The organism is Leucobacter sp. OH1287, assembly GCF_003859945.1.
Lineage (GTDB): Bacteria > Actinomycetota > Actinomycetes > Actinomycetales > Microbacteriaceae > Canibacter.
The window spans coordinates 112,396-132,823 of sequence record NZ_RQYM01000007.1 but is presented as its reverse complement, the minus strand read 5'-3'; the positions used below and the strand labels follow the sequence as shown (position 1 = coordinate 132,823).

The 20,428-nt window shown below is 56.7% G+C and carries 19 protein-coding genes, 1 tRNA gene and 1 riboswitch; of the genes, 14 read left to right on the top strand and 6 right to left on the bottom strand.

Features of this window, described 5'->3' with window-relative positions:
- Window positions 1-6: 6 nt before the first annotated feature.
- The gene (locus EII30_RS05500) at window positions 7-1,677 is read right to left on the bottom strand and encodes a carbohydrate-binding domain-containing protein (protein ID WP_124886324.1); all 1,671 of its coding nucleotides are present in this window, start codon (window positions 1,675-1,677) and stop codon (window positions 7-9) included.
- Between the two features lie 419 nt (window positions 1,678-2,096).
- Here EII30_RS05500 and EII30_RS05495 point away from each other — a divergent pair.
- The 4 genes from EII30_RS05495 to EII30_RS05480 all read left to right on the top strand — a co-directional run bounded on the left by EII30_RS05495 (window position 2,097) and on the right by EII30_RS05480 (window position 3,680).
- Window positions 2,097-2,169, top strand: a tRNA-Glu gene (locus EII30_RS05495).
- 71 nt (window positions 2,170-2,240) lie between these two features.
- Window positions 2,241-2,708, top strand: coding sequence for a tetratricopeptide repeat protein (locus EII30_RS05490; RefSeq protein WP_124886323.1), 468 nt, complete (start codon window positions 2,241-2,243; stop codon window positions 2,706-2,708).
- A gap of 74 nt (window positions 2,709-2,782) precedes the next feature.
- Window positions 2,783-2,962: a CopG family transcriptional regulator gene (locus EII30_RS05485; RefSeq protein WP_124886322.1), complete on the top strand. Its 180-nt coding sequence runs from the start codon at window positions 2,783-2,785 to the stop codon at window positions 2,960-2,962.
- Entirely contained in the window at window positions 2,955-3,680 is a 726-nt protein-coding gene (locus EII30_RS05480; protein ID WP_124886321.1) for a hypothetical protein, read from the top strand. The genes EII30_RS05485 and EII30_RS05480 overlap by 8 nt, the downstream gene beginning before the upstream one ends.
- Window positions 3,681-3,720: 40 nt before the next feature.
- On the opposite strand, the gene EII30_RS05475 is transcribed toward EII30_RS05480, so the two are convergent.
- Both EII30_RS05475 and EII30_RS05470 read right to left on the bottom strand, forming a co-directional pair.
- On the bottom strand, window positions 3,721-4,386 hold the full coding sequence (locus EII30_RS05475) for a hypothetical protein (RefSeq protein ID WP_124886320.1): 666 nt from the start codon (window positions 4,384-4,386) through the stop codon (window positions 3,721-3,723).
- Window positions 4,387-4,548: 162 nt separating this feature from the next.
- Entirely contained in the window at window positions 4,549-5,184 is a 636-nt protein-coding gene (locus EII30_RS05470) for a hypothetical protein (protein WP_124886319.1), read from the bottom strand.
- Between the two features lie 27 nt (window positions 5,185-5,211).
- A riboswitch (SAM riboswitch) is annotated at window positions 5,212-5,329 on the bottom strand.
- 195 nt (window positions 5,330-5,524) lie between these two features.
- Between EII30_RS05470 and EII30_RS05465 the strand changes: the two genes are divergently transcribed.
- From EII30_RS05465 to EII30_RS05455, 3 genes are all read left to right on the top strand, one after another.
- A complete protein-coding gene (locus EII30_RS05465) occupies window positions 5,525-6,760 on the top strand; it encodes a winged helix-turn-helix domain-containing protein (protein WP_124886318.1) in 1,236 nt (411 codons plus the stop codon).
- An 85-nt stretch (window positions 6,761-6,845) separates the two neighbouring features.
- On the top strand, window positions 6,846-7,145 hold the full coding sequence (locus EII30_RS05460) for a YiaA/YiaB family inner membrane protein (protein ID WP_124886317.1): 300 nt from the start codon (window positions 6,846-6,848) through the stop codon (window positions 7,143-7,145).
- Window positions 7,146-7,249: 104 nt separating this feature from the next.
- Window positions 7,250-7,774, top strand: coding sequence for a DUF664 domain-containing protein (locus tag EII30_RS05455; protein ID WP_124886316.1), 525 nt, complete (start codon window positions 7,250-7,252; stop codon window positions 7,772-7,774).
- A gap of 39 nt (window positions 7,775-7,813) precedes the next feature.
- On the opposite strand, the gene EII30_RS05450 is transcribed toward EII30_RS05455, so the two are convergent.
- Complete coding sequence (locus tag EII30_RS05450; RefSeq protein ID WP_124886315.1) at window positions 7,814-10,240, bottom strand: LGFP repeat-containing protein; 2,427 nt, start codon at window positions 10,238-10,240, stop codon at window positions 7,814-7,816.
- 280 nt (window positions 10,241-10,520) lie between these two features.
- On the opposite strand from EII30_RS05450, the gene EII30_RS05445 reads away from it, so the two are divergent.
- From EII30_RS05445 to EII30_RS05415, 7 genes are read left to right on the top strand one after another with little or no spacing between them, the layout of a single operon-like run.
- On the top strand, window positions 10,521-11,135 hold the full coding sequence (locus EII30_RS05445; RefSeq protein ID WP_124886314.1) for a helix-turn-helix domain-containing protein: 615 nt from the start codon (window positions 10,521-10,523) through the stop codon (window positions 11,133-11,135).
- Between the two features lie 54 nt (window positions 11,136-11,189).
- On the top strand, window positions 11,190-12,314 hold the full coding sequence (locus tag EII30_RS05440) for an ABC transporter substrate-binding protein (protein ID WP_124886313.1): 1,125 nt from the start codon (window positions 11,190-11,192) through the stop codon (window positions 12,312-12,314).
- A gap of 8 nt (window positions 12,315-12,322) precedes the next feature.
- A complete protein-coding gene (locus EII30_RS05435) occupies window positions 12,323-13,207 on the top strand; it encodes an ABC transporter permease (RefSeq protein WP_124886312.1) in 885 nt (294 codons plus the stop codon).
- Window positions 13,207-14,004 (top strand): ABC transporter permease, encoded by a 798-nt coding sequence (locus EII30_RS05430; protein ID WP_124886311.1) that lies wholly within the window; start codon window positions 13,207-13,209, stop codon window positions 14,002-14,004. Before EII30_RS05435 ends, EII30_RS05430 begins: the two co-directional genes overlap by 1 nt.
- Window positions 13,997-15,010, top strand: a complete 1,014-nt coding sequence (locus tag EII30_RS05425) for an ABC transporter ATP-binding protein (protein ID WP_124886310.1) — start codon at window positions 13,997-13,999, stop codon at window positions 15,008-15,010. The genes EII30_RS05430 and EII30_RS05425 overlap by 8 nt, the downstream gene beginning before the upstream one ends.
- Before the next feature lie 40 nt (window positions 15,011-15,050).
- Complete coding sequence (locus EII30_RS05420) at window positions 15,051-16,424, top strand: FAD-binding oxidoreductase (RefSeq protein WP_124886309.1); 1,374 nt, start codon at window positions 15,051-15,053, stop codon at window positions 16,422-16,424.
- Between the two features lie 49 nt (window positions 16,425-16,473).
- The gene (locus tag EII30_RS05415; protein WP_124886308.1) at window positions 16,474-17,877 is read left to right on the top strand and encodes an NAD(P)/FAD-dependent oxidoreductase; all 1,404 of its coding nucleotides are present in this window, start codon (window positions 16,474-16,476) and stop codon (window positions 17,875-17,877) included.
- A gap of 37 nt (window positions 17,878-17,914) precedes the next feature.
- Here EII30_RS05415 and EII30_RS05410 read toward each other — a convergent pair whose 3' ends face one another.
- Both EII30_RS05410 and EII30_RS05405 read right to left on the bottom strand, forming a co-directional pair.
- Window positions 17,915-18,742 carry an alpha/beta fold hydrolase gene (locus EII30_RS05410; RefSeq protein ID WP_124886307.1) on the bottom strand — a complete coding sequence of 276 codons (828 nt, stop codon included), beginning with the start codon at window positions 18,740-18,742 and terminating at the stop codon, window positions 17,915-17,917.
- Window positions 18,735-20,399: an ATP-binding protein gene (locus EII30_RS05405; RefSeq protein WP_124886306.1), complete on the bottom strand. Its 1,665-nt coding sequence runs from the start codon at window positions 20,397-20,399 to the stop codon at window positions 18,735-18,737. The genes EII30_RS05410 and EII30_RS05405 overlap by 8 nt, the downstream gene beginning before the upstream one ends.
- Between the last annotated feature and the right edge of the window lie 29 nt (window positions 20,400-20,428).

Genomic DNA, 20,428 nt, shown 5'->3' with positions numbered 1-20,428 from the left:
TCCTGTTTAGCGGAATCCGCCGCCGCTGAACTGACCGGCGGTGACGGTGACACTGTCGCCGTTATCGAGGGTGACGGTATAGCTTTGGCGGTTGATTATTGCTGGATCCGAGACGCTGACTGCGGTTGCGGACTTCACCGCCTTAAACTCGCCGATTGTGTTACCCGCATCATCGGTGACTGTGACGGTCTGGCCGCGTGAGACGTTGATGTTTGCGATGATCCACCCCTGGCTGCCGCTGAGCGGAACCTCCATACCGCCGCCGCTGGTTGCAAACACTGCGCCACCGGTGATGTTGATGCTGCCGTTAACGTCGACCGCGCCGTTACCGCCGTGCTCGGTGCCGTTAATGGTGATGGTTCCGCCGGAGATGTTGATGTCGCCGTTTGAGTCGATACCGTCGCCCTCAGAGTTGACGGTGAGGTTTCCGCCGGTCATGTTAAACAGCTGCCCGCCCGGGGTGTCGGTGCCGCCGCCCGGGCCGGTGTTCGACTGACCAGGGGCCGCTGGTGCGCCAGGGCGTGCGGTGTTCGCGCCGGTGCCTGTGCCGGTGCCGGAGTTGGTTCCGGTGTCGCTGCTTGTGTCGGTGCTGTTGTCGCTGGTGTCGCTGGTTTCGCTGCTGCCGGTGACGTAGGTGAGCGTGCTCAGGTCGCCGGCCGCGTTAACGGCGTCGTCCGAGGAGGTGAGGTTGATGTCGCCGCCGTTGATGCCGATGTTGAACGACTCAAGCGCCTCAACCGAGTTAGTGACGGTGACGCTGCCGCCGTCAATCACGGTGTTAACCTCGCTCTTGATGCCGTCATCCGCGGCGGTGACCGTTAGGGATCCGCCCGCGATCGCAATATCGGTGTACGCCTGCACACCGTCCGCTGCCGCGTCAACGGTGATTTTGCCGTCGGCGATGTAGATGTAACCCTTCGCCTCGTCGGTTTCCTGGTCGCTCTTCAGGCCGTCGCCGCCCGCGGTGATGCTAATCTCGCTGCCCTCGATCGCCAGCGCGTCCTTGCCGCGGATCCCGTCATCCGCCGCGTCAACGGTGATTTTGCCGCCGAGGATGGTCAGGTCGTCGCTGCTCGCGATCCCGTCATTGCCGTTGCCCTTCACTGTCAGCGAGCCGGAACCGGTGATGGTCAGGTCGCTGTCGGCGTAGATTGCGGCGTTGGCGGCGCTCGAATCAGCGTAGCTTGAGGTGTCTGAAACGCTGTTTTGCGAGTTATCCGCCAGGTGGATCGCGGCATCCTCCGCCTGCTGCACGTCGACGGCAGCGCCAGCGGTTGTGCTGATGTTTGCGTTATCGAGGATCAGCACAACCTGTGCGTCTGCGGGTGCGTTAACGATGATCTGGCCGCTGTATTCGCCGGTTAGGCGGTAGACTCCCGCGGCGGTGATTGTGACGGATCCGCTAGCGACTGTGACACCCGCAGCGTCGCTTGTTGCGGTGTCGCCGCCCAGTTTAATGTCTGCCGCCTCGCTGGCGTTCCACTCGTCAGTGCCGAGGGTTGTGTAGTCGTTGTTTGCCGAGAGGATCCCGGGCACGGTCAAGTCCCCGGCGGTGGTGTTTGAGGTGGTTTGCGTTGCCGCAGACCCGCCCGGCTGCTGTGTAGTGCTGACCGCGCAGCCCGCGAGCAGGGCCCCGGTGAGAATGACGGGGGCTGTGACCTTAATAATTTTCTTCATGACGCATCTCCTTATTGTGTCGCTACAGAACAATAAAAACGGATCAGTCTATTTGATTTCTATGATTGATCTGAAGCGTAGCTGTTTGTTGCGCTTGCCGACGCGGCGTAGAATTGAAGCAGGCTTAACAGTTAGGAGCTGGGAATGTGTATGCGGGTTGAGTGTGAGGTTTGTCACAAGCCCACCTGGGCTGGTTGCGGCCAGCACATCGAGGAGGCGCTTGCCGGGGTTCCCGTTGAGGAACGCTGCGCATGCCCTCGCTAACTGCCGAAATTACGCGGGTGACACGCTGAAACGCGGTGTTTTGTGCCACGATTTGCATAGCGCTCTAAATGTGTGTAATACTAGAGAGGTTGCAGCGAGCAGGGAGCTAAAACACCGGGTAGAATTTCGGTGCTAAATCCCAGGCTTGTGAATACGGCCCCATCGTATAGCGGCCTAGTACGCCGCCCTCTCACGGCGGTAACGCGGGTTCGAATCCCGCTGGGGTCACAGAATATGCACCCAGTCTGAAAAATCAGGCTGGGTGCTTTCGTTTTCACGCTGTGCTAAGATCGTTGCTTATGTTGGATCCGTCCTGGCACATTGATGAGCAGACGCTGCTGCCCGTGATTGATGATATTGCCGCCTTCCGAGATGAGTTCGCGGCGGATCCGCTCGCCGAAGAACTGGTTTTGCTCTGGACCGGTCACCCCGAGGAAACGCTAGAGCGATTGACCGACTTTCTTCGCCATAACCCGGGGAATGCGAGAGCGCGAGCGTTGAGTGCCGATGCGCTCCGCGACCTGGGTAGGTTCGCGCAGGCGACTGAAATCTATCGTGAACTGATCGAAGGGGTATCATCGCCTCTTAGGGAGGCAACGTTTAGGCAGCACCTGGGGAAGGTGCACTTCGCAGCGGGGGAGTACGAGGCCGCGGAGGAGTGCTTCGCTGCTGCCCTAGAGTTGCGCATTGCTGGTGATGCTTCGACGGATTTGGTCGCTTCCGCAGAGCTCGCCCTCGCGCGGGTGCGTGAGCTGCTCGCTTCCTAAACAGGGTGTCTCCCTGGTTGACGCCTACCCCCAGTGGCGTGTGAGCCTTGTGGCTATTATGCTAGCATTATAGCGTGAGTGATAAACAGCAGTTTAACGTGTATCTGAAGCCAGAACTGGTTAAGGCAATTAAGCACCATGCCATCGATAAGGGGATGAGTCTCTCTGCTCTGGTTGAGGAGATATTCCACAGGGAGCTTGGTTTGTCGGCCGATGAAACCACTAAACTCCAGGGAGGAAAAACCAATGTTTAGCGTTAACCCAATCGCTTTTACCGCGAACGTTTCCGAGTGGGAGCGGATCCTGCTGGCTCTCGGCATGGTGCGGGTTGAGGACTCCCCGGGTTGGAAGGTCTACAAGTCAGCGTTCGGCATGATCTCGCTGCATGACTCGCCGGTGAGTGAGGTGCGTGAGGAGGCGTGGTTCGAGACCGTGGATCCGCAGGCGAGCGCCGAACAGTTCGCGCACCCAAACTTTAGCGTTGTCGTTAGAAACCAGGGTGATGGCAACCCCGCCGAGTGGGCTGTCTACTCGGACAGCGCCGCCGAGCCGGAGGTGGTTACGGGGTTTGTGGAGCTGCAGCAGCGGGAGCTGCCAGCCCAGCAGCCTGACGGTCATTTGCTCGTGCAGACGCTAATTTACACACCAGATGTCTCAGACATCGCCGGCAGGTTTGAGCGGATCGGCCTGCAACCGCAGGTGAAAAGCGACCGCGGCGCCTGGTTCGGGTTCAGTTCCGAAGACGGGCTTGTCGGGGTGCATATTGGTGATCGGATCGCAGCAAGGATCGGTTTCGAGTACACGGGCGATATCGAGGCTCTGCAGCAGCGGCTCGCAGCGGCCGGGGTGAAGGCTAAACTGATTGATGAGGCATACGCGAACACGCTCAGGATCGCGCACCCAGACGGCGGCGAAGAAATCTGGGTGATGGAAACCCAAACCGACTACTACGGTTACACAAAACTTGACTGAGCCGCTGTGTGTTCGCCGCCGCCGAGCTGCAGAAACCCTGCTAGCGACCACCCTGCTGCAGGTGTGAACAGTTGTATGTGACGAAATCCTCAGCGCTGCTGGCGTCACCGTTTTGTAGCGGGGTGACAAGATCCGCGAGCATCGCATCATAGTCGGGAAACAGTGCAATATCCTCTGATGCGCTAAACGATTCGAGCTTTGCAACCGCGGTGTTAAAGCGTGCCTTGCGGCCAGATTTTTTCGTCTCGACCGCTTCCTCTATCCACGCGCACTGCCACTCGATGAGCGCCGAGCCGCGGAAATATCCTGGCTCATACGTCACCTCCTGCGGATAATACTGGCCGCTGCCGTCCTGGTCCTCCTGCAGCTGTTGAATCAGCTCAGGGAAATCGTAGTCGAAGCGGTACTCCTTGCCCGCGGGCAGATCATACGCCGCTGCAACCGCGTTATACTCGTCGGTGCGCTGCTTCTTCACCGGCCCGATTATCGACTCAAGTTTCGCCCTGTCACTCTCAGAAATATAGTCTGTTCCGCTTACCGAACCCTGCTCAGAGGCTTGCTCATCAGCTTGCTTCGCGGCCTCGGCAGCCATCGCGGTGTTGTTCGCCACGGTGACGACAGTCTGGTACACAATCACACCCGCACCACCAACCAGCAGCGCACCCGCCACAGCAACAGTGGCGATCACGGTTTTCCGTCGCCTCATCTCTCTACCCCTTTGGATCGAATCTGCTGAGAGACCACACGGCCAACTCACAACCCAATAACTACTCCCGATTACTGGGAAGAAGCTGGGCGCTGCCCGACTCAACTAACCGCTGCCGGCCCGGCTTAAGCTGCCGGGCCGGCTGGGGTTGTCGGTCGGATCCTAGCGGCGGTGTTCGTTCACGATTGTGCCACCGATTGAGGTTAGCCGGGTGTCTTCCTCCAACTGGTCAATAACGTAGGCGAGTGGCGAGTGATAGCGACTGCGCAGTTTCCGCGCCCTGGCTGATAGGTTGAAATAAGCGGTTAGCTCGTTCTTTTTGAGCCTTGCGATCATTTCCCGGCGCAGCATTTCCTTGGGCATTGCCATCTGTCTTAAACACATCAGGATCGCGTACGACCAGGCGATAGCCTCTGATTGCTTGAAGCCTTCCCAACTGCCCTCAGTGATTTCTGTCGCCAGTTTTGGTTTTGAAAGCACCTTCGCGATTAACCGCTGATCTGCCTCCGCCTGCAGTGCTGTTTTCGCGGCTTTCGTTGCTTGCAGTTTTGCGTCGGCAGACTCAAGCAGCTGCTTCACTTCGCTGAGAGTGTAGTTTCTGTCAGGGTCACAGTATTTTGCTGTATCAAAATCTGTTGCGCCGCTGTCAGCCAGCAACTCTCTAACCTGTTCGTCGTCGGCGTCACCGACATATTTGAAACCGGTCGGCTCGAACTTGTCAGCCAGTTTTTGCAGCGCAAAACTGAACTGTGAGTGAGTAGGAACTCCGAGCTGCTGGTGCCAGAAATTGTTAGACATTTTCATGCCCTTTCCGGGGCTTAGCCCCATCGACTCTTGCATCACGATTCTTCGTGAGCCCGTTCTCGCCCTGGAGCACCCGGAAATCGATGGATATCGGGTTGCTGTGCAGCTAGCCAGGTACTTGACGCTGCAACTCTTGAACGTGAAACTATCTTCACACAGAAAAATGAAAAACGCAAACTAGCGTGCTCACAGGGTGTTTCGCCCGGAAAACCGCGCCTCAGCGGGGGCTTTGCGGTGTTCCTCTGAGCCGACTTGTTGTCTCTCGGGTGGCGGGGCTGTTGCGGGTCTGCTAGCTGGATACTTGCCCCTCTGCTAGCTGGTAGTGTTGTTAGGTATGGCGCAGTTTTCACGGGGAGCAGCCCGCAAAATAGCCCTTGCAGCGCAGGGGTTTATGGATCCGCGCCCCACCACCGTTACAACTCGCCAGCTCACCAGGCTGTGTGAGCGGCTCGGCGTGGTGCAGGTTGACTCGGTAAACGTGCTATCGCGCGCGCAGTATCTGCCATTCTTCTCGCGACTGGGCAGCTACGACCGGGGTCTGCTTGACGCGATGCGGGACCGGGATCCACGCCCGATTTTGGAAACCTGGGCGCACGAGGCGTCGCTGGTTCCTCGCGACAACTGGCACCTGTTCAACCACGCTCGCAAACGGGCTGGCGGCGGAGAGGCAGACGGTAAATCATGGGTGGATCGGGCATTTGAACGGTGGAACGCGAGCATCGGCTGTAATCTCAACCGGGATGTTACCGATCTGGTTTTGGAGGCGGTGCGATCGAGCGGGCCGGTGACAGTACGCGAGCTGCAGGAACTCTTGCAACACGATCAAGACCTGCAGTCAAAGCTCAGGCAGACCGCCGCCCCGCAGGCAGAGTCGTGGGGTTGGAACTGGGGTGAGCTGAAAACCGTCATTGAGTTCCTGTTCTGGAGCGGGCAACTGTGTGGGACCGGTAGAAACTCGCAGTTTGAACGCAGCTATGATGTGCCGGACCGGGTGCTTTCGCCTGCGACGCTGAAGGCCGCGTCCGAGATCAGCCTCGCAGAGGCGAACCTTGAACTGGTGGGGATCGCGTCTCGTGCCCTCGGCATCGCCACCAGGCAGAGCCTAGCCGATTATTTCCGGCTGCGGCTGCGTGACGTGGATCCCGCAATCACCGCCCTAATCGCGGCCGGGGAACTGGAACGGGTTGAGGTGCAGGGTCTTGGCCCGCACCTGCTTCACGCCACCGCCCGCAAACCCCGCAAGGCTGAGCTTCGCACGCTGATCAGCCCCTTCGACTCACTAATTTGGCACCGGGACCGCACCGAGCAGCTGTTTAATATGCGCTATCGCATCGGGATTTACACGCCGAAAGCGAAGCGGGTGCACGGCTATTATCCACTGCCGTTCCTCTACGGTGACGAACTAGTTGGGCGAGTTGATTTGAAGGCGGATCGTGGATCCGGCACCCTGCTGGTTAAACAGCTCACCTGGGAGAGCAACGCCACCGCGGCCGCGCGCGCCGCGCTTGCTCCCACGCTCGCGGAGATGGCAGAGTGGCTGCAGCTGGACAGGGTAGTGCACACGAGTTAGCGCTTACATATTCATTCCGCTATAGGGTGCTTGTAATAATTGATCCAATTACTTGATTCCCCATTCAACAGAGAACGGAAGAACCATGTCACACGAAACACTCACAGTTGAACGTAAACTCGAACCGCAAAAACCGACCGCCGCGTTTATCGGCGCCTCATGGGCAGCACTGTTGCTGGGCGTGACCTGCTACCTGATCGGTCTGTGGAACGCGAACCTGCTGCTCTCCGAGAAAGGCTTCTACGGCATCTCGATGGCGCTCTCGATTTTCGCTGTGATCGCGGTGCAAAAGAACGTGCGCGACCTGGAAGCGTTCAAAGAGGTGGACGAGATTGAGCACCGTCAGCAGGCGGAGGAGTGGGACCCCGCAAACCGGCAGCTGTAGCGGGCTAGAGCCTAGCCAGGGCAGAGCTGGCCTGGCCTGGCCGGTGCTGAGGGTAGAGCCTGGCCGGTGCCAGAGCCTGCCCAGCCAGTGCTAGGATAGAGCCTATGCAAACAGCGTTGCTTGATCCGCCCCTCTCTGGTTCTGAGCGGGATATTATCCTCGGCTTTATCGACTTTCAGCAGCGGGTTTTCCTGCGCAAACTGGAGGACAAAAACGGTAACCTGCTCCCCGAAGAGCAGCTGACAAAACAGCTACCGCCCAGCTCGATGACGCTGAAGGGCATGGCCTCACACCTCTGGTTTGTTGAAGACTACTGGCGCGAGAAGATCCTGCTCGGTCGTGAGCTGCCGGAGCCGTGGCTTTCCGCGGACTGGGACGCTGACAGGGATACTGACTGGCACAGCGATAAACCGATCCACGAGATTGTTGCCGCGCTGCGCGAGAGCATGGCGAAAACCCACGCAGCGCTCGCCGCCGCCGATTGGGATGCCCTGAGCGCGGGTGAGACACGCGCCGGTGAGCGTTTTGCGGGGCGGTGGATCGCGGTGCACCTGGTCGAGGAGTGGGGTCGCCACCTGGGTCACGTCGATCTGCTGCGCGAGCACATCGACGGCACAGTTGGCGACTAGCCCCGCTCGCTAGTGGATCGTGGTGCCGCCGTTTCGGTATCAGCGGATCTCACCGTGCTGGAACTTCTGGCCGCGACCGGTTGCGGTGTCGTACTCGGCGCTGATTGGCAGTCCGAGCCTACCGGTGACACCGCCCTCGGCGAGGTAGCGGCCGCGGATCGCGCCGTTCACGAAGAACGCACCCGTGCGGCTAGACCAGACAGCGGCACCGTTCTGGAACTGCTGTGTAACCACGCCATTGCTGTGGTATTCGTTACCCGTTGGCAGGCCGTAGATGCTTTTGGCGCCGCCGAGACTGGTCCACAAGCCACCGATCGCACCGCCGGTTTCAAAACCGTTTGCGTGGCGGGTGTAGCCGGGGGTTGAGGCCGCCGGAGTAGACGGTGCCGCCGGAGTAGACGGTGCCGCCGGGGCCGAAGGTGCGCCGTTTGTGTGCACGGTTGTGCCGCCGTTGCGGTACCAGCGGATCTCGCCGTTTTGGAACTTCTGGCCGCGGCCGGTTGCGGTGTCGTATTCGGCGCTGATTGGTAGGCCAAGATTACCGGTGACGCCGCCCTCGGTGATGTAGCGGGAGCGGATCGCGCCGCTGACGAAGAATGCGCCGGTCTTGTTGGACCAGACAGCGACACCGTTCTTGAACTCCTGGGTGACGGTGCCGTTGCTGTTTTGCTCGTTGCCGGTTGGCATGCCGTAGATGCTCTTGGCGCCGCCGAGACTGGTCCACAAACCACCGATCGCGCCGCCGGTTTCAAAACCGTTTGCGTGGCGGGTGTATCCCGGGGTTACCGCGGCGGGAGGTGCTGGGGTCGTTGGCGTTGTCGGAGCTGAAGATGCGTCGTTAGTGTGTACTGTGGTGCCGCCGTTGCGGTACCAGCGGATCTCGCCATGCTGGAATTTCTGGCCGCGGCCGGTCGCTGTGTCATACTCAGCGCTGATTGGCAGGCCGAGCTTGCCGGTGATGCCGCCATCGGCGATGTAGCGGGAGCGGATCGCGCCGCTCACAAAGTGCGCACCCGTGCCGTTAGACCAGACGGCAACACCGTTCTGGAAGTCCTGGGTGACTGTGCCGTTGCTGTTTTGTTCGTTGCCGGTTGGCAGCCCGTAAATGCTGCCTGCTCCGCCAAGGCTCGACCAGAGCGTACCGATTGCGCCGCCTGTCTCAAAACCGTTTGAGTGGCGGGTGTAGCCCGGAGTTGTTGCCGGGGTGTTAACGTGAACGGTTGTGCCGCCGCCTCGATACCAGCGAATCTCACCGTTCTGGAACTGCTGACCGCGACCGGTTGCGGTGTCGTATTCGGCGCTGATTGGCAGACCGAGCTTGCCGGTGACGCCGCCCTCAGCGATGTAGCGGGAGCGGATAGCGCCACTGACGAAGAACGCACCGGTTGCTTCAGACCAAACAGCTGCGCCGTTCTGGAACTGCTGGGTTACTGTGCCGTTCGGGAAACGGTACTCGGGGCCGGTCGGGTAGCCGTAGACGCTGTTTGCGCCGCCGGCCGCGTTCCAGATGATCGCGAAACCACCCGTCGGATAGTAACCGGTCGGGGATCCATTACCGCGCCCGGCAACATAGCCGAACCAGCTCTTGTAGAAGTTGAAGAAGTTCCTGTTGCCGTATGCGGAGCAGCTGTCACCGGTGCCCCAGCCGGCAGCGAGCGCCGCCGCGTTAGGCCGATACGGCGTGTAAATGTAGAGCGCAGCGGTCGCCGAGTTCTCGATCACAAACCGGGAAGTGCCGCACGCCGGATTCGGGTGATACTGCACGGTGTTAACCACGTGCGGACGATACCGCCACCGCTCCGGGTGCTGCTTGTAGCGTTGCAGCTGCTGCGCTGCGTTATACACCTGGTTGAAGAAACCATAGTAGCTGGCGTCACAGTTCGCGCCAAAGTTCGGCCCCGAATCTGGGCAGGCATACCCCATCGCAACGTTCAACTGTCTGCGGGTCGGCCACGAGTGGGTGACAAGCGACTGTTCTTTTTCAAGCATCACCAGCAGCACGCGCGGGTTGATGCTGCACGCCTCACCCACTTTGGCGATAATCGAAGCAGCGCTTTCGCTGGTGGATCCGCTATATGCCCTGCAATATTGGGTCGCTGGTTTGCTGGTTGTTGCCATCACAAAATCGCGGAGGCAGCGATCCGCCACCTGACTGCCGCGGGCGGCGGTGCCGGGCTGCCTGCCCGCCCTGCCGATTGTGCACTGGGGGACACGCTGGTTGAGGAAGTCTTGCACCTGCTGTGCGCTCATGCCGTAACCGTTGTAGAACTCGGCATCCTCGATGATGTTGCCGGGGTTGAAACCGTCGGTGATGTTCGCGGCGGCTGCGGGGGTCGCGGGTGTCGCGTTAACGAGCACACCGAAAGCTGTTGAGAGCGCAACCAGCCCGGCGAGGCCGCGACGCTGCTTGCGGGCACGGGACTGTTTTTGAAGCTGCCTGGAATTAGAACGTTTCATCTGCTGCATAAAGCTGTAACCCTGTGTCTGTTGTGAAAAGGCGGCGCTGTAGAGTCGCAACAAAACCCACAGTTTGCATAGTTATTCCCTTCCAGCATTCACACCCTCTTTAAATAATAGTGAAAAGCGTGGCCGAAACCAACTGGGGTTAGTATGCGCACAACGATTTGGTAAACATCTAACTGCGTGCTAGTGTTGTATTTAACTGAACAAACTGTTCAGTAAACTACAGGGTGGTGATAACCACAGTGAGAGCTAACCAGTAAAGATTACGAGACGGCACAGTTAAATGAAGACTAAAGGGTCTGATGTGGACGCAACCGAGCAGCTCGGTATTCGGGTGGCTGAATTCCGTCAGTTGCGAGGGCTATCGCTACGGCAACTAGCTGCAAGCGCTGGTGTCAGCGTCAGCTTTTTAAGCCAGCTTGAAAACGGGCGCACTAACGCAAGTATTGCAACACTAAGGAAACTGGCAACAGCTTTGGGGATTACCCCGGTGCATTTGCTAGAGTCACGCAGTACACACACCGCTGGGGTGTTAAAAGCAAGTGACCGACCAACAATTGAACTAGACGGTGCCACAAAATATGTATTGTCAACACCTCCCGTACGGAGTTTAGAAGTATACGCGGGGCATTTTTCCCCGGGGTCAAGCACTGGTCCGGATGCGTATATTCATGGTGACGCACAGGAGATGTTCATCGTTACTCGCGGCAGAGTTGTTTTGCAGCTCGGTGATAACGAATATACGCTGTCTGAAGGCGATTCTATAGAGTACCGCAGCAGTGTTCCACACCGGGTATACAACCCGTTTAAACAAAAGGCGGAGGTGTTGTGGATTAACACCCCGCCAACGTCAGAGGCAGTGGCTGTTTCAAACGGAGCCTCAAGTTTGCACCCTTAGTTAAGAGAGCAAATAACCAGAACACCAGCAGCCACAATATCGAAGGAGATAGTGATGAAAACTGCAGCAGGCGCACGTAAGACATTTAGTGCCCTAGTGCTCGGCACAGCGGCAGCTGTCGCGCTGGGCGGGTGTGCAGGGTCTGGTCAAGGAGCAAAGGTAGACCTTGGAGACGGACCCGCGGTCGCTGGTGAGGTTAAGAAAGATGCACTGAAAGGCATCAACCTGACATTCAGCTCTTGGGGAGGTGTCTATCAGGATGCGCAGCTGAGCTCGTTGGAGGATTTTGCAACCACCTCGGGAGCTCGTGTGCTCGGTGACGGACCAACGGAATACTCAAAGGTAAAGGCGCAGGTCGATAGCGGAAACGTTACCTGGGATGTCGTCGACACAGACATTATCTGGGCCGAGATGAACTGTGGTGAGGACGGCCTGTTTATGGACCTGGATTTCGACATCATTGACACATCAAACATCGAGCACGAAGAGCTTGTAGGTGACTGTTACGTTCCAGCGATGCAGTACGGATACGTGATCATGTATAACGTTGATAAGTATCCGACTGCTCCAGCCGGATGGGCAGATTTCTTTGACACCAAGAAATTCCCGGGCAAACGTGCAATAGCCGGGTTTGAGGATGTTGGGCCTGGCGTTTATGAGGGAGCGCTGCTAGCTGAGGGAGTTTCCCCGGATGAGCTCTACCCGCTTGATATGGATAGAGCCTACAAGAAGTTAGACACCATTCGAGACAGTTTGATCTACTGGAAGACTGGTGCCGAGTCGCAGCAGATGATCGAATCAGGTGAGGCCGATATGGCACTGGTTTGGTCCGGTCGTGGTTTTACAGCTGTTGAAAACGGTGCGAACTACAAACCAATCTGGAACCAAGCACTGCTAATCGCAGACGCGCTGGGCGTGCCTAAAGGTGCGAAGAATCCTGAGGCTGCCATGGCTCTGATTAACTACTACCTGGGTGCAGAATCTCAGGCAATGGTTACCGAGAAAACCGCTTACTCCCCAGTACATCGTGACTCGAAGCCACAACTGTCTGATCTCGGTAAGCAGTATCTAATCACAGAGCCAGAGATTAGTGAGCAGATTGTTCCAACGGACAGCAAGTGGTGGGCAGAAAACTACGACGCAGAGCTGGATCGCTGGGTGAAGTGGTTGCAGGGTTAGGATGAGCCGTGACTACCACCAATATTCCGATCGGGCGTGCGGATCGCAGTAAAACACCGCGCGCCCGGTTCAGGGCGGCTCTGCTGCTCCTGCCCGCGTATGCGTTATTGCTTGGGATCTTCGCTTATCCGCTAATCGAGAGTATTATGCGGAGTTTCACCGATCCGCAGCCAGGTATTGAAAATTACAACTGGGTTTTCAGCGATGCAAAGAACCTTGAGGTCATTGGTCGCACGTTCGGGAATGCTGCCTTGGCAACGATTATTTGTCTGTTGCTAGCATACCCCTACGCCTACCTGATGACGATAGTCGGCAAGAAGGCGAAAATCGCTTTGATTGTTATAGCGTTGGTGCCTTTCTGGACATCGCTGATGATTCGAACCTTTGCGTGGATCGTGCTTTTGCAAGACAGCGGCGTTATCAACTCACTGCTGCAGTTCTTCGGGGTTGGCCCGGTTCAGCTTATCCGCACGAACACGGGTGTTCTGATCGGCCTTACCCAGGTGCTAATGCCCTTCATGGTTCTACCATTGTACGCTGCGATGAACGGTATTGATCACCGGTTAGTTACAGCAGCGCGCTCGCTGGGTGCATCACCTGCTACTGCATTCTGGCGAGTTTTTGTGCCGCTCTCTCTGCCCGGTGTGGCAGCGGGCAGTCTGCTGGTTTTTATTCAAGCACTTGGCTTTTACGTAACCCCAGCGTTGCTTGGGTCCCCATCTGACAGTATGCTTGCGCAGGCTATCTACACTCAGGTCAGCGGATTGCTCGAGTGGGGCCGCGGGGGAGCTTTGGGGGTTATTCTCCTGTTTTGCACGCTCCTTGTGCTGTTGTTGGTTTCGTTCCTCTCTAAGCTGGGAGCCAAGCGTGGGATGGCGGTGAAACTGTTCTAATGCTTAAACCACATCCCATCACTAAGATACTGCTTTGGTTGTTAGCCCTGCTTGTCGCAGTTTGGCTAATTGCACCAACGCTTGTTGTTATACCTCTTAGCTTTACAGACAAAACCTCGTTGGTGTTCCCGCCGCGTGGTTGGTCTACACAGTGGTATGAATCATTTTTCACTAACCCGCAGTGGACCACAGCGCTGGGTAACTCGCTTTTACTCGGGTTACTTGTTGCTTTACTGGCAACAGTCCTTGGTCTGCTAGCAGCGCTTGGACTACGGAGTGTTTCAAACAAGCGGTTAACGGCTGGCCTTTCAGCTGGGCTTCTAGCTCCTATGGTCGTTCCGGGGATTGTACTCGCGATTGGTATTTACGCAGTGTATCTGCAACTGGGCTTACTCGGGACACTGAGTGGCTTCCTGTTTGCGCACACCGTCTTGGCACTGCCTTTCACAGTTGTAGCAATCACTGCTGGTCTCGCAAACTTTGATGAAAGGCTGGAGTTAGCAGCAAAGAGCCTGGGGGCGAGTCCACTCGTAACATTCTTCCGAGTAACTCTCCCAGGAATATTGCCGAGCCTGGTATCAGGCGCGCTGTTTGCTTTTGTAACCTCGTTTGATGAGGTGATGCTCTCTCTGTTTATCAAGAGTCCCTATTTTGAAACGCTGCCGGTGCTGATGTATTCGAGTGTCACCAGAGACACAGACCCAACGCTCGCAGCTGCAGCAACGGTGATTCTAGTGCTGACAACCGTGCTGGTTATAACCGCTCTGCTCGCCACAGGAAGGAAGAAACGTGGCTAAAGAAACAACGGCGGGAGCTCAGATCCGCCTAGAAGGAATTTCGAAACACTACCCAAACTCGATTGCGCTTGATGACGTCAGCCTGGACATTAAAGCGGGCGAGTTTATGACACTGCTTGGTCCAAGTGGTTCCGGCAAAACAACCACGCTCAACCTAATCGCTGGTTTTGCTTCGTTAACTACAGGGGATGTCTATATTGACAACAAGCTGATGAATGACGTGCCAGTGCACAAGCGCGAACTCGGAATAGTGTTTCAACACTATGCGCTATTCCCGCACATGTCTGTTGCCGCAAACGTGGCATTTCCGCTGCAACAGCGAAAGGTTGATAAGGCAGAAATTGCTCAGCGAGTTACAGCCGCACTTGAGGTTGCAGGATTGCATGGATTTGAGTCTCGACTACCAGCTGAGCTCTCTGGAGGTCAGCAGCAGCGGGTGGCACTCGCCCGAGCGTTAGTGTTTGAGCCGCGAGTGTTGCTGCTGGATGAGCCTTTGGGAGCACTGGACAAGAAGCTGCGAGAGGATCTGCAACTTGAGCTGCGAAGGATCCACAGAGAAGTCGGTAGAACCTTCGTGTTTGTGACTCACGATCAAGAGGAAGCGCTGACTTTGTCAGATAGGATCGCGGTGTTTAACAGTGGCAAGATTGAACAGGTCGGAACAGCTCAGGAATTGTATGACACTCCCAAAACCAGGTTTGTTGCCGAGTTCATTGGAGACTCGACGGTTATCAAAAATGACAGTTCGAACACGGTAACCATTGTTCGACCAGAACGCGGTCAGCTCCTAGCAGATGAATCATCAGCGAAACCAGGGATGCCAACGGTTCCTGTGACAGTTAGACAAGCAATCTACCTTGGGTCAGGGTGGAAATTCGAGATAGTTCTGCCGGATGGGACACCGGGAGTTATCCGCAGCAATACTGGCTTGGAATGGTTAGGCGAAGCTGAAAACAGAGCCTTTCTGACTTGGGCTCCTGCGGTGGCTCCAGAGTTACCAGCCTAAAACACGTTGTCAATGTAGATAAGATTCAGGAGACTTTAGGATGCTTAACGGAAAGACATCGCACTGGTGGGAGCAGGTGGGGAAACCTGCCTTGCGCGATCCACTCCCCGGAGACATGGCGGTTGACGTCGCAATTGTTGGGGCAGGGTACACAGGGCTTTGGACAGCCTACTATCTTAAACAGGCGCAACCTGACTTGCGAATAGCGGTGCTAGAACAGAAACACGCTGGTTACGGTGCCAGTGGTCGTAACGGTGGCTGGCTGACAAACAGTATCACTGGCGGTCGTGAGCAGTATTTACGCACACACGGGAAGGATGCTGTTGAGCGTTTTCAGCTGGCCGTAAACGACAGTGTTCGTGAGGTCATTCGTGTTGCTGAAGAAGAACAAATCTCTGCTGATATTAAACAGGGCGGAGAGTTCAATGTTGCGTACACCCCAGCACAGGAGATAAGACTGCGAGAGTTTGTCGCAAATGAACAGCGCTACAGGTATACGGACGTCGAATTACTAGATGCGAAAGCTGCCTGTGAAAAGATCAACATTGCTGGCACTCGAGCGGCAGTTTGGCATCCGCATGCAGCTAGGATTCAGCCTGCTAAATTAGCGTCTGGATTAGCAGCGGCTTGTGACGGTCTAGGTGTGCGGATCTATGAGCATACGCACGTGCGGGAAATTCAACCAAACAGGGTAATCACTAACCGTGGTACAGTCGCTGCACAGTATGTGGTTAGAGCGACTGAGGGGTTCACAGCAAGACTGCGCGGTCTACGTAGACTTTGGCTGCCAATGAACTCTTCGATTATCGCCACTGAGCCGTTGTCACGACAGATTTGGGATGAAATCGGTTGGGATGAGGGTGAGGTGCTCGGAGATTTTGCCCACATCTATATGTATGCTCAGCGAACTGCTGACGACCGCATTGCGATCGGTGGTAGGGGAGTGCCTTATAAATATGGCTCGCGAACTGACCAGGACGGGCGGACTCCTGATGTCACGGTTAAAACACTGAGCGATATTCTGCACAGATTCTTTCCATGCACTCGCGACGCAGCAATCGATCATGTTTGGTCTGGGGTTCTTGGGGTTCCACGAGACTGGTCAGCGACTGTGGGGTTGGATAAGCGTACAGGGCTTGCTTGGGCGGGTGGATATGTGGGGACAGGTGTGACAAGCACCAACCTTGCTGGTCGCACGCTCAGAGATCTAATTCTTGGTAACAACAGCGATCTGGTTTCTCTTCCCTGGGTTAATCACAGAGTTCGTAAGTGGGAGCCGGAACCGCTGCGGTGGCTAGCTACACGTGGACTATACGGCGCATACGGGATTGCCGATAGAGCAGAGGACGCAGGGAAAACGAGCACATCAATGCTTGCGCGGGTTGCTGATCTGATAACTGGCCGAGCACATTAGCGCGTGAATGACACGGAGCCAACGCAGATTTGGTAGAGGGGTGAGGAAGATGGAACCCTATGACGTAATTGTTATTGGCGCTGGTTTTGCTGGATTAACCACTGCCAGGGAACTTAGTACTGCGGGACATCAGGTGCTGGTGCTGGAGGCACGAGACAGAATTGGTGGTAGAACCTGGACTGATAACCGATTCGGCCATGAGCTTGAAATGGGGGCTAACTGGGTGCACTGGTGCCAACCTCATGTTTGGGCGGAATTAAGCCGCTATGGTTTTACAGTAGAGAGCAGTGATCGAGCCGTTGAAGCGTGGTGGCATGATGCTGATGGCACTCCTAAGCAGGGTACGCTGCAACAGTTTATGGATTTGATCACACCAGGACAGGCTGCGATTGTTGCTGATGTGGCGAGAGTTATGCCTCGCGGGTTTAATCCGCTTTACACTCGTGGAGCCTCAGACAGCGGGGATGCAATAGCTGACATTCTAGAGATTGACCAGTTGTCTCTGCAACAGCGGATTGACTCGCTCGACCTTGAACCCGAAGCGAAACGAGCTAACGAGGCAGTTTGGGTGGGTCACGCTAACGCTCCTCTTGACAGGGTTGCCCTGTCTAGCGCGCTTAGATGGGTTGCAGCGTGTGGTGGTCACTGGGAGCTGATGCACGAGGCTTCGGCCACCTATCGCATTAAGGGTGGAACGAGGGCGTTAGCTTCCGCGATATCAGCAGATATTAGGGGCGAGATTCGACTCGGAGTGCGAGCGGAGAGGATTATTCAACCGTCTTTGGCTAGGGTAAGTAATGCTTCTGCTAGTGATCGACCCGCTGGATCCGTTGCAGATTCCTGTGCGGATCCGCAATTGGTTACTGTTGAGTGCAGTGACGGGGCAGTTGTGGAGGGACGCTATGTTGTCTCAACACTACCTGTTAACGCGATCCGCGAGATCAGTTTTGATCCTCCGCTACCTGCAGCGTGGGTGAGACAAAATCAAGAGCGAGTCGCATCTCAGGGTGTTAAGGTATGGATCAAGGCGGCCGGGCACCTGCCACGTTTCTTTGCCTATGCTCACCAGTATCACCCAATTTCAGTTTTAAAGGCTGAGTTTTACGGGAAAGATGAAACAGGGGACTACAGTCTGCTTGTAGGATTTGGGTCGGATCACGGCGCTATAGCTGGGATTGATTTCATGCAGTTGCAAGAGATCGTTGACCAGTTGCGGCCGGGTATTAAAGTGTTGGATTACACGCTACACGACTGGATGGGTGATGAACTTAGCCAAAGTACCTGGCTTATCAATAAACCGGGACAGCTAAGCCGTGACCTTGAGGAGTTGCAGCAGTCATTCGGGCTGGTGAGATTTGCAACAACTGATAACGCTAATCTATGGGGCGGGTTTATTGATGGGGCTATTGAGAGCGGATTGCGTGAAGCAACCCGACTGCGAAAAATGCTGTAGCTGATCTGTACGGGTCTAATCCTGCTAAATTGCTTGGCTAGTCGTGCGGGAGGGACTCCACGAACTCGGCGATTGCCCGGTTGACCACCTCGGGGTTGTCGCTGTTGGCGTTGTGTCCCGCGTTTCGCACCCAAACGATTGGTAGGTTAGCGGTCTCTGCCCAGCGGCGGTTATAGTTTTTGACTGAGGCGAAATGGTCCTCGACGCCGCAGATTAGTAGTGTTGGGCAGGGGAGTGTGAAGTCGAAGTTGCTGGCTGTGGCGGTGCCGAAGATTCGGTAGCCGTGGGCGCTGATCCGCACAAAATCTTGCTTGCTGTAGCTGCCGGTGATCTCGTGAACCGTTTTCCGGCCGGCGCGGGTGTTTGAGCCGGAGCGGGCGGTTAACCAGCGCAGTGCAGGCCACGGGATTAGTTGCAGTGGCACGCGGGTGTTGCGCAGCTGCCACAGCTCAAAATTAGTGTAGTACCGGTGTTGGACCGGTGCGGCGTCGATGCTGATGAAGCCGCGGGCGAGGCGTGGATGCCGCCTGAGCACCGTCTGCGATACATAGCTGCCGAAGGATTGCCCGATCAGCACCGGGTTTGTAAACTTTTCGCGGGTGAGGATCGCGACCAGCCAGTCCGCTGCCTGTTCGAGCGAGAAACCCAGTTTGAAAGGGCGTGATTTGCCGTGAGCGGGGCCGTCCCAGACGAGGATGTTGGTGGATCCGCGAAAGTGGGCGATCTGCTCTGCGAACAGGCGTGCGTCAAGCGTGAGACCAGGCAAAAACACCAGGAACGGCCGGGCGGGGTCGATGTTCTCGGTGACCCAGTATGCGATTTTGCCGTGCGAGGTTTCGTAGTCTTTGCGGGTGATTTCACTCATGCTTCAAGCCTATCGAGCCGGCACCTTGCGAAACTGGGATTTCGCGGGAGCAGCCGCGGGTGAGCTGCTGCGGGGTGGTCGGCTGGGGTGCTGCCGCGGGGTGGTCGGCTGGTGAGTTGCTGCGGGGTGGTCGGCTGGGTGCTGTTGCGGGTTCGGTGCTAGGCGGGCGCCTGGTTAGACGGTAACGCTGTTTCGGGCTTTTCGGCGGTTCGAGCATCTCAATCTGCCCCGCCTTCACAAGTTTACTCAGCGTCGCCCGGGCGGTACTGACGGCGATATCTGCAGAGGCTGCGACATCTTTAGCCGTGGCGCTGGGGACTTTTGCGAGGTGTGTTAGGATCCGATCCTTAGCCGCGCTGGTTTCTTGCGGCGGCTCTGGGCTTGCTGCTCCGCGGCGTGGGAAAGTGAGGCAGAAGTAGGTGAGTGTTGATTCGGGGATCGGCGGTGGGAGGATTGCGCGCTGTAGTTCGGTGAGGATCGCGGAGTAGCCGGATCCACGATTTTCGGCGACAAACCCATTTTCAAACGGCGTGCTCTCTAGGATGTTGGAGAGCGCCTGATTGCGGGTTGCGCTGAGCCCTGTGGCACCGAGAGCTTCGAGGGTGACAATGCTGTATAGTCCGCCAGGGTTGAGGATTTCGAGGCGGTCAGTGTAGAGATTAACCTGCACCTGGCTGCCGCGAGCCTCGGGGGAGTAGTCGCGGTGCATTAGCGCGTTAACCACTGCCTCGCGCACGGCATCGTGAGGAAAATCGGGCAGGTCTTGGCGGAAGCCGTCCACGATGACTGCGCCGGTGCGACTGTTGCGGGCGACAGCGTAGAGGGTTTCTTCTAGGATTACCGGGATCGAGCCGTCGATTCTTCGATTATCGAGAAATCGCGGTGATCCCGGGGCGGATGCTTTGTCAGTTCCTGGGTATGCGGTGAAGGTGATGTTAAGCCGCGGGAAGAACTGCTGCGGGTAGCTGCCGAGCGCGAGCAAACCTGCGAGCGTTGGACGCAACTCGCCAACCATGTCAAAGTCGATGATGTTGAGCCTGCGCAGGCAATCCTCGTCAGACAGGCTCGCAAAGTTGCGAGGCTTGAGTCGGCGCTCACGCTCCAACAGTTGCTCCAGCAGCTGGCTGTCAAGGTCCGTGAGTGTTGCCCGCGGTACAACCTCCCGATCCCAGAAGGGTTGGCTGCGGTTTTCAAGCAGGCGATCAATTTCGTAGTTGCTGAGTTTGTGATCGCCGTCACCCAGCCTCTTATATGAACCAGCGTACTGGCCAGCGGTGACAATATAAGCGGGTTTGAGGTTTATGGGCAGCTCAGGAATCCAAGCAAGCAGTAGAACAGTGTCTGCGAACGGCGCCTCAACTATTTCAGCGTTTACTGCTGGGTGGATCTTGTTGGAGCAAGCATCCTCCAATGCTTTGCGAGTTGCGCCAGCTTTAAAATCAGGTGTTGGCTCAAAATTGGTCTTTTCGTCGAGGCCGAGGATGATCAATCCCCCCTGAGTATTTGAGAAGGCTGAGATGGTGTGCAGCAGGCTCTTCGGGAAGCCACCACCGGCAGCTTTTACCTCGACATCTCTAGTGTCTGCTCCAACTTTGCGCAGATGATCAATAACTGCCTTGAGTTCTGAACGGTCGGGGATACCTGATAACTGCAACATACATCTATCTTACACTTTGAGCCGCATGT

Coding starts and splice junctions, on each gene's coding strand:
- EII30_RS05430 (WP_124886311.1), top strand. CDS start 13,207: ATGCTTAAACCACATCCCATCACTAAGATACTGCTTTGGTTGTTAGCC.
- EII30_RS05410 (WP_124886307.1), bottom strand. CDS start 18,742: ATGAGTGAAATCACCCGCAAAGACTACGAAACCTCGCACGGCAAAATC.
- EII30_RS05480 (WP_124886321.1), top strand. CDS start 2,955: ATGTTTAGCGTTAACCCAATCGCTTTTACCGCGAACGTTTCCGAGTGG.
- EII30_RS05415 (WP_124886308.1), top strand. CDS start 16,474: ATGGAACCCTATGACGTAATTGTTATTGGCGCTGGTTTTGCTGGATTA.
- EII30_RS05475 (WP_124886320.1), bottom strand. CDS start 4,386: ATGAGGCGACGGAAAACCGTGATCGCCACTGTTGCTGTGGCGGGTGCG.
- EII30_RS05470 (WP_124886319.1), bottom strand. CDS start 5,184: ATGTCTAACAATTTCTGGCACCAGCAGCTCGGAGTTCCTACTCACTCA.
- EII30_RS05490 (WP_124886323.1), top strand. CDS start 2,241: ATGTTGGATCCGTCCTGGCACATTGATGAGCAGACGCTGCTGCCCGTG.
- EII30_RS05450 (WP_124886315.1), bottom strand. CDS start 10,240: ATGCAGCAGATGAAACGTTCTAATTCCAGGCAGCTTCAAAAACAGTCC.
- EII30_RS05455 (WP_124886316.1), top strand. CDS start 7,250: ATGCAAACAGCGTTGCTTGATCCGCCCCTCTCTGGTTCTGAGCGGGAT.
- EII30_RS05420 (WP_124886309.1), top strand. CDS start 15,051: ATGCTTAACGGAAAGACATCGCACTGGTGGGAGCAGGTGGGGAAACCT.
- EII30_RS05460 (WP_124886317.1), top strand. CDS start 6,846: ATGTCACACGAAACACTCACAGTTGAACGTAAACTCGAACCGCAAAAA.
- EII30_RS05445 (WP_124886314.1), top strand. CDS start 10,521: ATGAAGACTAAAGGGTCTGATGTGGACGCAACCGAGCAGCTCGGTATT.
- EII30_RS05465 (WP_124886318.1), top strand. CDS start 5,525: ATGGCGCAGTTTTCACGGGGAGCAGCCCGCAAAATAGCCCTTGCAGCG.
- EII30_RS05440 (WP_124886313.1), top strand. CDS start 11,190: ATGAAAACTGCAGCAGGCGCACGTAAGACATTTAGTGCCCTAGTGCTC.
- EII30_RS05500 (WP_124886324.1), bottom strand. CDS start 1,677: ATGAAGAAAATTATTAAGGTCACAGCCCCCGTCATTCTCACCGGGGCC.
- EII30_RS05405 (WP_124886306.1), bottom strand. CDS start 20,399: ATGTTGCAGTTATCAGGTATCCCCGACCGTTCAGAACTCAAGGCAGTT.